This window comes from Pseudomonas sp. PGPR N4 (assembly GCF_059693665.1).
This window is the reverse complement of record NZ_JCAUKV010000002.1, coordinates 339919-351304: the sequence shown is the minus strand read 5'-3', so window position 1 is coordinate 351304 and position 11386 is coordinate 339919. Positions and strand designations below refer to the sequence as shown.

Here is an 11386-nt window from a genome sequence, read left to right as displayed (position 1 = left end):
TCAGCGATTGCTGTAGCGGCCTTGCTTGCCATGTGCAGGCATGGCCAGATTGCTGCGCACGGCGATCATCTGGCGCAGCTCTATCAGTTCGATGCCCTGGCTCTTGAGCCGGGGCATTTCTCTTTCCAGAACCTCCAGCGTTTGTGCGTAGGGGTGGCCAATCAGCACAGCAGAGCCCTGCCTGCGGGCCAGCTCGACGCCTTCACGCAACTGAGCGGTGATGGCTTCGCTGGTGCGCACGTCGTCCAGAAATACATCCCGTGACACGTGTGCAAGGCAGTCTTCCTGCGCCTTGGCGGCAGCCACGGTAGCGGCACTGGTGCGGCTGTCGACGAAGAACAGGTCACGGCGCTGCAACTCAGCCATCAACCAGGCCATGGCAGTTGGCTCAGCGGTCATGCGGCTGCCCATATGATTGTTCACGCCTGCGGCAAACGGCACCTTGAGCAACGCTGCGTCGAGGCGCCGGGCGAGCTCTTCGGTCGGTAGGCCAGGGTGCCAGGCATATGGGCCGGTGGCCGGGTCCATCGGCATGTGCAGGATCACCGTCTTGCCGGCTTTATGGGCCTGACGGGCGAAGTCACTGGCGTGCGGGGTATCAGGCATCACCGCCATGGTCACCGGGCCGGGCAGGGCAAGGGTGCGCTGGTCGCGCTCGATGCTCTGGCCAAGGTCGTCGATGATGATGCTCATGTAAGCCTTGGCCGGCGCCGCATGGGCGGCGCCGGTCAGCAGGCAGAGCAAGGTCAACAGCAGATAACGCATCAGCGGATCATTCGCCCTTGGTGATGTTCAGGCCTTTGAGCAGGCTCAGTGCCTGGCTCAGCTGGAAGTCATCATCCTGCGGACGCTCTTTGCGCTTGCTGCTGCCGGTCGGGCGGTCGGCGCCGCCGTTGCCGTTACCGAGGTGGCCTTGCAGGTCCGCTTCCTTGAAGTTCTCGGTGTCGGCCTCGGCAGTGAGCTTGGCCTGGCGCACTTCGATATCGGGGACGATGCCCTGGGCCTGGATCGAGCGGCCGTTGGGGGTGAAGTACAGCGCGGTGGTGAGCTTGAGGGCGCGGTCGTTGGCCAGCGGCAGCACGGTCTGCACCGAGCCTTTGCCGAAGCTGTCGGTGCCCATCAGCACACCGCGCTTCTGGTCTTGCAGGGCGCCGGCGACGATCTCCGAAGCCGAGGCGCTGCCGCCGTTGATCAGCACTACCAGTGGTACGCCTTCACTGGCGTCGGCCGGGTCGGCCGAGAAGCGCAGCTCGGAGTTGGCGATGCGGCCTTTGGTGTAGACGATCAAGCCTTTGGTCAGGAAGTGGTCGGCCACTTCGACCGCCGACTGCAACACGCCGCCGGGGTTGTTGCGCAGGTCGAGCACGACCCCGCGCAGCTTCTTGCCGTTGTCCTTGCGCAGCTTGGCCAGGGCCTTGCCGACTTCTTCGCCAGTCTTGACCTGGAACTGGGTGATGCGGATATAACCGTAGCCGCTTTCCAGCAGCTGGCTCTTGACGCTCTTGACCTGAATGACCGCACGGGCGAGGGTCACGTCAAACGGCGTGCCGCCATCGCGGACCAGGGTCAGGGTGATCTTGTCGCCGATCTTGCCGCGCATCTTGTCGACCGCTTCGGTCATGCTCTGGCCACGGGTCGGCGCGCCATTGATCTTGACGATCAGGTCGCCGGCTTCGATGCCGGCACGCGAGGCCGGGGTGTCGTCGATGGGCGAGACAACTTTGACGAAACCGTCTTCCATGCCCACTTCGATGCCCAGGCCGCCGAACTCGCCGCTGGTGCTTTCCTGCAGTTCCTGGAAGTCTTCCGGGCCGAGGTAGGCCGAGTGCGGGTCAAGGTTGCTGAGCATGCCCTTGATGGCGTTCTCCAGCAGGGTCTTGTCGTCCACCGGTTCGACATATGCCGCTTTGATGCGGTCCATGACTTCGGCAAAGGTGCGCAGCTCTTCCAGCGGCAGCGGCGACTTCGCCGTGGCCTCGGGAGCTGGCGTTGCGGCTGGCTTGGCCGGCTCGGCGGCATGGGCCAGGGGCGCGCCGATCGCCAGGGCGACGGTCAGGGCCAGTTGGGTGAGGCGAGGCGAGTGCAGCATGTCGAACGAACTCCTGATCCTGTTGGCGCTCCCGCAGGAGCCTCGGTGCAGCCACCGTAAATAAGTTGAAATGCCTAGCCACGGCACCATTGCGCCGGGTCGCTCGGGCGGCCCTGCTGACGAATGGCAAAGTACAGACCTGCGCTTTCCTGGCCACCGCTGTCACCCACGGTGGAAATGGCTTCCCCAGCCTTGACCACATCACCGGCGCTCTTGAGCAGGCGTTGATTGTGGCCATACAAGCTCAGATAGCCATTACCATGGTCGAGAATGACCAGAAGTCCAGCCCCACGCAACCAATCGGCAAATACCACTCGGCCGCCGTGCACTGCGCGAACCTGGGTGCCACTGCTGGCGCTGATCATCACACCATCCCATTTGGCGCGGGCATCACCACCACGGGCATCACCGAAGCGTGCCAGCAATCGACCATTGACTGGCCATGGAAGTTTGCCCCGCGCTGCAGAAAACGCACCGCCATAGCTGGCGCCATCGCCGGAAACCATCGGGCCGAGGGTGGTCAGGGCCTTTTTCGGTGGCTCGGCCGGCGCCTCGGCTGGGGCCTGGCGTGCGGCCAAGGCCTCCTGCTGGCGGCGTTGTTCGGCTTCGCGCTGAGCGATCAGGGCTTTTTGCCGCGCCTCTTCAGCTTCGCGGGCCTGGCGCGCGAGGGTTTCTTCGATGGTCTTGAGCACCTTGCCCAGCTCGGCCTGGTCCTGCTCGCGGGCTTGCAGTCTCTGGTCGCGCTGCTTCAAGTCGCTATTGAGCCTGGCCAATACCGCCTTGCGCTTGTCGCGCTCGGCTTCGAGCTCCTGCCGGCGGCTGTCGAGGTTGCCGCTCTGGGCGAGCAACTGCGCCTGCTGGCTGGCAATGTCCTTCTCGACATTGGCCAACTGACGCAGGGTCTCGTTGAACACGCGCAACTGCTCCATACGCGCCTTGCTCAGGTAATCGTAATAGGTGAGGGTGCGGGCAAATTTCTCTGGGTTCTGCTGGTTGAGCAGCAGTTTCAGGTATTCCTCGCGGCCGTTGTTCTGATAAGCCGAGCGGGCCTGACTGGCAATCAGGCCTTGTTGTTCAGTGCGGGCGGACTGGAGTTTTTTTTTCTCGGTATCAAGGCGCTCCAGTTCGCCCTCGGTCTTTTTTAGTTCTTGCTGCAGGGCCTCCACCTGCTTTTCCAGGTTACCGATGTCGGTTTCGGTGCTCTTCAGGTCTTTTTGCACACCGGATTTTTCTTCCTGGAGCTTGCCCAGCATCTTCTTGAGCTCGGCGATGTCCTGGCGGGTGGCATCCAGTTGTTGCTGGGTCTGTGCGCGCTCATCGGCAAAGGCCGGGCTGAGCAGGCATGACAGGGCGAGAAGGATCAGGGCGCGGAACATGGAGTGGGCGTACCAGGGATGGAGACTGGCCTAGTATGCCCGCCTGGGCCTGCAAACAAAACGCCCCGCGGCATCTGCAGCGGGGCGTTTGTCTGGAAACAGCGGTGTAGCGGGCGGTTTATTCGACCAGAATCGAAGTCCCGGTCATTTCTGCCGGGATTTCCAGGCCGAGCAAGGTCAGCATGGTCGGTGCTACATCGGCCAGCACGCCGCCTTTACGCACCTTGAGCTGGCGCTTGCCGACATAGATGAACGGCACGGGCTCGGTGGTGTGCGCGGTATGCGCCTGGCCGGTGCTCTCGTCTTCCATCTGCTCGACGTTGCCGTGGTCGGCGGTGATCAGTGCTTCGCCACCGACTTTGTCCAGGGCATCGACAATGCGCCCGACGCAGGTGTCGAGCGCCTCGACGGCTTTGACCGCAGCGGCAAATACGCCGGTATGGCCGACCATGTCGCCGTTGGCGTAGTTGACCACGATCACGTCGTAGCGCTGCTGCTCGATCGCTTCGACGATGCGGTCGGTGACCTCAGGCGCGTTCATCTCGGGCTGCAGGTCATAGGTAGCAACCTTGGGCGACGGGATGAGAATACGTTCTTCGCCTTCGAACGGCTCTTCGCGGCCACCGGAGAAGAAGAAGGTGACGTGAGCGTACTTCTCTGTTTCGGCAATCCGCAGTTGGGTCTTGCCGTTTTTTGCCAGGTATTCGCCAAGCACGTTGTCCAGGCTGGCCGGGGCGAAGGCTGCCGGCGCGGGGATCTTCGCCGAGTACTGGGTCAGGCCGATGAAGGCTGCCACTTTTGGCTGGCGGGTGCGGGCAAACTCGTTGAAGTCAGGCTCGACGAACACCCGCGACAGTTCGCGGGCGCGGTCGGCACGGAAGTTCATGAAGATCACCGCATCGCCATCTTCGACAGTGACCGCTTCGCCAATCCGCGTGGCCTTGACGAATTCATCGCTCTCGCCGCGCGCGTAGGCGGCCTCAAGCCCTTCCACAGCGGTAGCCGCAGTGTGGTCGGCACTGGAGTCGACGATCAGGTTGTAGGCCGCGGCGACGCGGTCCCAGCGGTTGTCCCGGTCCATCGCAAAGTAGCGGCCGATGATGCTGGCGATACGGCCCTTGCCCAGTTTGGCGAACGCTGCGTCGACCAGTTCGAGCGACGACTGCGCGCTGCGTGGCGGCGTGTCGCGGCCATCGAGAAACGCGTGCAGGTAGATCTTCTCGGCGCCGCGCTGCGCGGCCAGTTCGGCCATGGCGATCAGGTGGTCCTGGTGGCTGTGTACGCCGCCGTCGGAGAGCAGGCCGAGGATGTGCACGGCCTTACCGGCGCCGACAGCCTTGTCGACTGCATCGCAGAGCACCGGATTGGTGAAGAACTCGCCATCGCGGATGGCCTTGGTCACCCGGGTGAAGTCCTGGTACACCACGCGGCCAGCGCCGAGGTTCATGTGGCCGACTTCGGAGTTGCCCATCTGCCCGTCAGGCAGGCCGACGTCCATGCCCGAACCCGAGATCAAGCCGTTCGGCTGGGTAGCGCAAAGGCGATCGTAGACCGGCGTCTGCGCGGCAAGGATGGCGTTGTATTCGACGTGTTCGCTGTGCCCGAAACCATCAAGGATGATCAGGACCAGAGGCTTGGGGGTGTTCGTCATCAATCGCACTCACGGTTGCCAGAAGATGATAAAGACCCGATTTTAGGGCAAATGCGCCACCCCAGGCGAAAATTCATCGTGTTTGCCGACTGGCGCTGCAACGTTTGCAGATGAATGCTGCACGCCTGCCCGGCGGGCGGGCTTTGGTGGGCCTTGGCTGCTGTGTATACTGGCCGACATTTTCAATCGCGTGGAACACACCTGATGGTTGCTAACCTGATTACATTTGCCACAAACCACTTCATTCTGGTGGCGATTTTCTTTGTTCTGCTGATCCTGCTGTTGCTCAACGAAATCCGTCGTGGCGGCCAGAGCCTGAGCAACGGCCAGCTGACTGCGCTGGTCAACGCCGACAAGGGCGTGGTGCTCGACATCCGCACCAGCAAGGAATTCGCGGCCGGCCACATCGTTGGCGCCCTGAACATCCCGCAAGACAAGCTCGCCAGCCGTATGGCCGAGCTGGAAAAGCATAAAGACAAGACCCTGATCGTGGTCGACAGCATGGGTCAGCAATCCGGTACCCATTGCCGTGAACTGCTCAAAGCTGGTTACACCGCGGCCAAGCTCAGCGGTGGCATTTCCAGCTGGAAAGCCGATAACCTGCCCCTGGTGAAGTGATATGAAGCCCGTCATCGTCTATTCCAGCGACTACTGCCCGTTCTGCATCCGCGCCAAGCAACTGCTGCAAAGCAAAGGCGTGCCGTTCGAGGAAATCAAGGTCGACGGCAAGCCCCAGGTTCGCGCCGAAATGAGCCAGAAGGCCGGCCGTACCTCGGTACCGCAGATCTGGATCGGCAGCACCCACGTCGGTGGTTGCGATGACTTGTACGCCCTCGAGCGCGCGGGCAAGCTCGACAGCCTCCTCGCGGCCTGAGTCACACCGCATTCAACCCATTAGGATTAGGATCAGCCATGACTGAGCAACAGAACAACGGCGCTGCCACTGACGACAACGCAGCACAATTCTCCATGCAGCGTATCTACGTGCGCGATCTGTCTTTCGAAGCACCGAAGAGCCCGCAGATCTTCCGTCAGCAGTGGGAGCCGGCTGTTTCGCTGGACCTCAACACCCGTCAGAAAGCCCTCGAAGGCGACTTCCATGAAGTCGTGCTGACCCTGTCGGTGACCGTCAAGAACGGTGACGAAGTGGCTTTCATCGCGGAAGTGCAGCAGGCCGGTATCTTCCTGATCAAGAACCTTGACCCGGCTTCCATGAGCCACACCCTCGGCGCGTTCTGCCCGAACATCCTGTTCCCGTACGCTCGCGAAACCCTGGACAGCCTGGTAACCCGCGGCTCGTTCCCGGCGCTGATGCTGTCGCCAGTGAACTTCGACGCCCTGTACGCGCAGGAAATGGAGCGCATGCAGGCCGCTGGCGAAGCACCGTCGCTGCAATAAGCACGGCTGCCAGACTGAGAAAAGCGCCCTGTTGGGCGCTTTTTTTGTGGCTCAGACAAAGCCCTGCTGGCGCCAGGCCTCATATACCGTCACCGCCACGGTGTTGGACAGGTTCAGGCTGCGGCAGCCCGGGCGCATCGGCAGGCGCAGCTTCTGCTCGGCGGGCAGGGCGTCGAGTACTTCGGCCGGCAGGCCGCGGCTTTCCGGGCCGAACAGGAAGGCATCGCCTGGTTGGTAGGCAACCTCGTGAAACGGGTGCGAGCCCTTGGTGGTGAAGGCGAACAGACGCGGCTGGCCGAGGCTTTCCAGGCACGCCGCCAGGCTCTCGTGGCGCTTGAGCGTGGCATACTCGTGGTAGTCCAGCCCGGCGCGGCGCAGGCGCTTGTCGTCCAGCTCGAAGCTGATCGGCTCGATCAGGTGCAAGGCGCAGCCGCTGTTGGCACACAGGCGGATGATATTGCCGGTATTCGGCGGAATTTCTGGTTGAAAAAGGATGACGTGAAACATGCACGGCTCCAAGCGTGAAGATGACGAGCATTCTACCCCTGAACCGGATCAGCGTTCGAAAGCGTTCCCGCGGGTAATGCTGTCGCTGGCCATCGTCGGGGTGATGGTCGGCTTGATGATCGGCCGCCTGACCACGCCTGAAGAGCGTGTGCTGGAGCAGATCGGAGTAGTGCAGGGCGGGCTTGACCTGTGGTTCAACGAAGAGCCAAAGCTGCATGGCGAGAACGTCGAAGGTACGGTGGCGATTGTGTTCGAAGCGAAGGGCAAGGCGCAGCGCGGGCAACTGATGCTGGAGGAGAAGCCGGTCGGCTGGCGTTTGCAGAACAGCGACAAGGGCTTGCTGCTGACGGTGGTGGCCGCGCGCCCCCTGCAGGGCGAATGGAGCGCTGCAGAGGACGCGGGACGTTGGCGTGTGCAGGTGAGGCTGCACGAATAAAAGAGGGGATTCCCGGCCTGCCTGTACCGAGGTCCCCAGAACTTGCTCGACTTGCGAATAAAATAGGGGTCACCCGGCCTGCCTGTACCAGGGCCCCCGAAACTGGTTGTGCAATAGCTATTGCAGGGGGCGTGCCAGGTTTTTTAAACGCTGTGTTTGTTAGGGTTTGCGGGTGATTAGGCCGGGATTTGATGTCGTTTGTGCCTTGCTGCGGTGCGTTGGGCACGATCTCGGTGCATGGTACAGATTGCGCCGATCCGCAACCGAGCGCGGTCCCTGTAGGAGCGGCCTTGCCGGGGCGCCGGACCGGTCGGAAAGGCCAGCGAAGCTGGCCCGGCGATTCTGTGGCGTTGCGCAGATCCTGGACCGCTACGCAGCCCTTTCCGACCGGTCCGGCGCCCCGGCAAGGCCGCTCCTAGAGGGTGCGCGATGGACCGGTCGAAAAAGGCCGCTATGCGGCCCGGCGTGTAGGGCGTCAAGCGTGGATCAATGATCGTCGCCGTCATCCTCATCGCCGCCGTCGATCTTCATCCCCAGTTCTTTGATCTTGCGGGTCAGGGTGTTACGCCCCCAACCCAGCAACACCGCAGCATCACGCCGACGCCCGGCGGTATGCTTGAGTGCGGTCTCGATCATGATCCGCTCGAAACTCGGCACCGCGCTGTCGAGCAGGTTGGACTGCCCCCGCGCCAACGCCTGATCCGCCCACTGGCGCAGTGCCTGCTCCCAGTTGGTCACCGGCGCAGCATCCTGCGGCAGGTTGAGCAGCTCCGGCGGCAGGTCACCCACCAGCACTTCGCGGCTAGAGGCCATTACCGTGATCCAGCGGCAGGTGTTCTCCAGCTGGCGCACGTTGCCCGGCCACGGCAGGTTGCGCATGAACTCTTCGGTCTCCGGCTTGAGCAGCTTTGGCTCGACCGACAGCTCTTGCGCCGCTCGGCCGAGGAAGTGCCTGGCGAGGGTGGGGATATCCTCACGGCGGTCGGACAGTCGCGGAATATGGATGCGGATCACGTTCAGGCGGTGGAACAAGTCCTCACGGAATTTACCCGCCTGGACCAGGGTTTCCAGGTTCTGGTGCGTTGCGGCAATGATGCGTACATCGACCTTGACCGGGATATGCCCGCCCACGCGGTAGAACTCACCGTCAGCCAATACCCGCAGCAGGCGGGTCTGGGTGTCGGCTGGCATGTCGCCGATTTCGTCGAGGAACAACGTGCCGCCATCGGCCTGCTCGAAGCGGCCACGGCGCAGGTTGGCAGCGCCGGTGAAGGCGCCTTTCTCATGGCCGAACAGCTCTGACTCCATCAGATCCTTGGGGATCGCCGCCATGTTCAACGCAATGAACGGCGAAGCAGCCCTTGGGCTGTGACGGTGCAGGGCGTGGGCAACCAACTCTTTACCGGTACCCGACTCACCGTTGATCAACACGGTGATGTTGGAGTGGCTGAGGCGGCCGATGGCGCGGAATACTTCCTGCATCGCCGGCGCCTCGCCAATGATCTCCGGCGTGCGCGTCAGCGTCGGCGCGACATGCAGGCCTTGCTGCTCCTGAGCATGTTGGTTGGCCCGCTTGACCAGCGAGACCGCCTCGTCAACGTCGAACGGCTTGGGCAGGTACTCGAAAGCGCCGCCTTGATAGGAGGCTACCGCACTGTCCAGGTCCGAATGCGCGGTCATGATGATCACCGGCAAGCGCGGATGTTGTTCGCGAATCTGTGCCAGCAGGTCCAGGCCGCTGGCGCCAGGCATGCGGATGTCGGAAATGATCACGTCCGGCTGCTGCCGGGCCAGGCGACCCATGACTCCGTCAGCGCTGTCGAAGCTCTGGGTGGTCATGCCCTCCTGTTGCAGGGCTTTTTCCAGGACCCAGCGGATGGAGCGATCATCGTCGACGATCCACACGGTTTCACTTCGGCTCATGGGGCAGTGGCTCCTTGTTCCAGAGGCAGGAAGATCGAGAAGGTGGTGTGGCCGGCATGGCTCTCACACTCGATCAGGCCCTGGTGCTGGCTGATGATGTTCTGGGTAATGGCCAGGCCGAGGCCGGTACCGTCCGGGCGCCCGCTGACCATGGGATAGAAGAGGGTGTCCTGCAGTTCCGCCGGGATGCCGGGGCCGTTGTCGGTGATTTCGACGCGGGCTACCAGGCGATGACGGATGTGGCCAATGGTGAACTGGCGCACGGCGCGGCTGCGCAGGCTGATGCGGCCCAGGCGCAATTCGTTCTGGCTGCTGATCGCCTGCATTGCGTTGCGCACGATGTTAAGTACGGCCTGGATCATCTGCTCGCGGTCGATCAACACGTCCGGCAGGCTCGGGTCGTAATCACGCACCAAAGTGATGCAGCCTTGGCTTTCGGCCTCGACCAGGCTGCAGACGCGCTCCAGCACTTCGTGAATGTTGGTCATCGCCAGCGACGGCAGCTTGTTCGAGCCGAGCATGCGGTCGACCAGGTTACGCAGGCGGTCGGCTTCTTCGATGATCACGTTGGTGTAATCACGCAGGCCATCATTGGGTAGTTCACGGGCCAGCAACTGCGCCGCGCCACGAATGCCGCCCAGCGGATTCTTTATTTCATGGGCGAGGCCACGCACCAGCATCTTGGTGGTTTCCTGTTTGGACAGCTGGGCCTCTTCCTTGGTGATACGCAACAGCCGGTCACGCGGGTGCACCTCGAGCAGCAGCAAGGTCTGGCCTTGATGCAGGATCGGCGTAACCGCGTAATCGACGGTGATGCTTTGCCCGGTCAGCGAGGTCAGTTGCGCCTCGCGCTTGGTGAACGGGTGAGCCTGTTCAACGGCCTGGCGCAGCGAGTTGAGCGCCTCGGTCGACTCGGTGAACAGCTCGCTGATGAACTGCCCATGACTGCGCTGACCGCTGACCGCCAGCAGCATCTCTGCGGCCGGATTCATGTACTCCAGGCGCAGTTCGGCATTGAGCAGCAGGGTCGCTGTGGTCAGGTTGTCCAAGAGTAGACGGTGCTGCGCATCGCTGATGGTCATGGGGCGTCGTCGACCTCTTTTGGCACATGGGTCGCCCTTGGCTGAGCCAGGAGCGGGCGCGCTGGTGATCCGCGTGATGGTTTGAAAATGCAAGAAACAAACCAAGGCTCCGAAAAGAAGCGCAATTACCGGAAAAGGCCCTGTTCATGCGCTATTGCAGGCCAAAAACTATCGATGAAACGATTCACTTGAACCATATTGGGCTGCATGGCAGAGCAGTAGGCCCCGCCATGCACCAATATAGAGCATCTTGCTCGCTTGCTCAGTCGCAGAGCTGTCCGGTGGCGCGGATCATGCCGGCACGGTGCAGTGCATCGCCTTGGCGTTGCGCCAATGCCAGGGCCAGCTTGCGCGCGCACTGGCGGCTGCGGGTTTGATCGAAAGACGCCAATTGGTGCAGCAGGTCTGTCTGCAGGCCGTCCAGCCGCGGGCGGATGATGCGTTGCAAGTCATGTCGTGGCAGTGCCGGCGCCGCTCCGGCGAGCTGCCATTGCGACAGCCGCGCATACTGCACCAGCTTGTTGGCCTCTATCTGATCATCAAAGAACGCCGCTGCACGCGCAGGGTCAAGGCCATGGCCAGGCGCCGCGTTGCGCACGGCAGCAATGATGGCTTGTTCGCGCTCGGTTGCCTGGACGGGCTGGGCGTTATCCCATTTATGCAGCGCCACCACATCGGCCACGGCCAGTCGCCGCTCGACCAGGTCAAGCAGGGGTGAGAAGGTGGGGTCGTCAGAGGTGGCGCTGCAGCCGCTCAGGCCGAGGGCGCAGGCGAGGATAAAGGGGGCAAGGCGCATCGGCAGTCTCCTTTTCAGTGGAGGCTGGAAGTGTGCGGTGATGCTGAGGGTGCGCAAGTCGGACGCTTCTGAAAATCCTGTCTGGCGAAACGGAAAACGGCCTCCCGAGGGAGGCCGTCTTCAGTTGA

At 62.6% G+C, this 11386-nt stretch carries 12 protein-coding genes; 4 read left to right on the top strand and 8 right to left on the bottom strand.

All coding sequences use genetic code 11. The annotated features are described in order from the left end of the window. From AC58X1_RS11225 to gpmI, 4 genes are all read right to left on the bottom strand, one after another. Positions 1-765: a divergent polysaccharide deacetylase family protein gene (locus tag AC58X1_RS11225; RefSeq protein ID WP_150571521.1), complete on the bottom strand. Its 765-nt coding sequence runs from the start codon at positions 763-765 to the stop codon at positions 1-3. Positions 766-772: 7 nt separating this feature from the next. Then, complete coding sequence (locus tag AC58X1_RS11220) at positions 773-2089, bottom strand: S41 family peptidase (protein ID WP_101315598.1); 1317 nt, start codon at positions 2087-2089, stop codon at positions 773-775. 74 nt (positions 2090-2163) lie between these two features. Beyond that, entirely contained in the window at positions 2164-3465 is a 1302-nt protein-coding gene (locus tag AC58X1_RS11215) for a murein hydrolase activator EnvC family protein (RefSeq protein WP_497428841.1), read from the bottom strand. A 118-nt stretch (positions 3466-3583) separates the two neighbouring features. Beyond that, positions 3584-5116, bottom strand: coding sequence for a 2,3-bisphosphoglycerate-independent phosphoglycerate mutase (gene gpmI / locus AC58X1_RS11210; RefSeq protein WP_101315602.1), 1533 nt, complete (start codon positions 5114-5116; stop codon positions 3584-3586). 204 nt (positions 5117-5320) lie between these two features. On the opposite strand from gpmI, the gene AC58X1_RS11205 reads away from it, so the two are divergent. Genes AC58X1_RS11205 through secB form a run of 3 tightly spaced genes read left to right on the top strand, consistent with a single transcriptional unit; the run spans position 5321 to position 6514 of the window. Further along, positions 5321-5734, top strand: coding sequence for a rhodanese-like domain-containing protein (locus tag AC58X1_RS11205; RefSeq protein WP_101315604.1), 414 nt, complete (start codon positions 5321-5323; stop codon positions 5732-5734). Position 5735: 1 nt separating this feature from the next. Beyond that, on the top strand, positions 5736-5990 hold the full coding sequence (grxC, locus tag AC58X1_RS11200) for a glutaredoxin 3 (protein WP_101315605.1): 255 nt from the start codon (positions 5736-5738) through the stop codon (positions 5988-5990). Positions 5991-6028: 38 nt separating this feature from the next. Further along, positions 6029-6514: a protein-export chaperone SecB gene (gene secB / locus AC58X1_RS11195; RefSeq protein ID WP_103435737.1), complete on the top strand. Its 486-nt coding sequence runs from the start codon at positions 6029-6031 to the stop codon at positions 6512-6514. Positions 6515-6565: 51 nt separating this feature from the next. Here the strand turns inward: secB and trmL are convergent, their stop codons facing one another. Then, positions 6566-7021: a tRNA (uridine(34)/cytosine(34)/5-carboxymethylaminomethyluridine(34)-2'-O)-methyltransferase TrmL gene (trmL, locus tag AC58X1_RS11190; RefSeq protein WP_103435738.1), complete on the bottom strand. Its 456-nt coding sequence runs from the start codon at positions 7019-7021 to the stop codon at positions 6566-6568. Between trmL and AC58X1_RS11185 the strand changes: the two genes are divergently transcribed. Continuing rightward, a complete protein-coding gene (locus AC58X1_RS11185; protein ID WP_150571220.1) occupies positions 7020-7457 on the top strand; it encodes a hypothetical protein in 438 nt (145 codons plus the stop codon). The genes trmL and AC58X1_RS11185 overlap by 2 nt on opposite strands. A gap of 486 nt (positions 7458-7943) precedes the next feature. Here AC58X1_RS11185 and ntrC read toward each other — a convergent pair whose 3' ends face one another. The 3 genes from ntrC to AC58X1_RS11170 all read right to left on the bottom strand — a co-directional run bounded on the left by ntrC (position 7944) and on the right by AC58X1_RS11170 (position 11258). Further along, the gene (ntrC, locus tag AC58X1_RS11180; protein WP_101315613.1) at positions 7944-9380 is read right to left on the bottom strand and encodes a nitrogen regulation protein NR(I); all 1437 of its coding nucleotides are present in this window, start codon (positions 9378-9380) and stop codon (positions 7944-7946) included. Continuing rightward, a complete protein-coding gene (glnL, locus tag AC58X1_RS11175; RefSeq protein WP_101315616.1) occupies positions 9377-10462 on the bottom strand; it encodes a nitrogen regulation protein NR(II) in 1086 nt (361 codons plus the stop codon). Before glnL ends, ntrC begins: the two co-directional genes overlap by 4 nt. 262 nt (positions 10463-10724) lie before the next feature. After that, a complete protein-coding gene (locus AC58X1_RS11170) occupies positions 10725-11258 on the bottom strand; it encodes a chorismate mutase (RefSeq protein ID WP_150572671.1) in 534 nt (177 codons plus the stop codon). Positions 11259-11386 lie beyond the last annotated feature (128 nt).

What these genes read in the sequence shown, in the direction of transcription:
- AC58X1_RS11185 (WP_150571220.1), top strand. Translation starts at nt 7,020, where the DNA reads ATGCACGGCTCCAAGCGTGAAGATGACGAGCATTCTACCCCTGAACCG.
- glnL (WP_101315616.1), bottom strand. Translation starts at nt 10,462, where the DNA reads ATGACCATCAGCGATGCGCAGCACCGTCTACTCTTGGACAACCTGACC.
- AC58X1_RS11170 (WP_150572671.1), bottom strand. Translation starts at nt 11,258, where the DNA reads ATGCGCCTTGCCCCCTTTATCCTCGCCTGCGCCCTCGGCCTGAGCGGC.
- gpmI (WP_101315602.1), bottom strand. Translation starts at nt 5,116, where the DNA reads ATGACGAACACCCCCAAGCCTCTGGTCCTGATCATCCTTGATGGTTTC.
- AC58X1_RS11215 (WP_497428841.1), bottom strand. Translation starts at nt 3,465, where the DNA reads ATGTTCCGCGCCCTGATCCTTCTCGCCCTGTCATGCCTGCTCAGCCCG.
- AC58X1_RS11220 (WP_101315598.1), bottom strand. Translation starts at nt 2,089, where the DNA reads ATGCTGCACTCGCCTCGCCTCACCCAACTGGCCCTGACCGTCGCCCTG.
- ntrC (WP_101315613.1), bottom strand. Translation starts at nt 9,380, where the DNA reads ATGAGCCGAAGTGAAACCGTGTGGATCGTCGACGATGATCGCTCCATC.
- grxC (WP_101315605.1), top strand. Translation starts at nt 5,736, where the DNA reads ATGAAGCCCGTCATCGTCTATTCCAGCGACTACTGCCCGTTCTGCATC.
- AC58X1_RS11205 (WP_101315604.1), top strand. Translation starts at nt 5,321, where the DNA reads ATGGTTGCTAACCTGATTACATTTGCCACAAACCACTTCATTCTGGTG.
- trmL (WP_103435738.1), bottom strand. Translation starts at nt 7,021, where the DNA reads ATGTTTCACGTCATCCTTTTTCAACCAGAAATTCCGCCGAATACCGGC.
- secB (WP_103435737.1), top strand. Translation starts at nt 6,029, where the DNA reads ATGACTGAGCAACAGAACAACGGCGCTGCCACTGACGACAACGCAGCA.
- AC58X1_RS11225 (WP_150571521.1), bottom strand. Translation starts at nt 765, where the DNA reads ATGCGTTATCTGCTGTTGACCTTGCTCTGCCTGCTGACCGGCGCCGCC.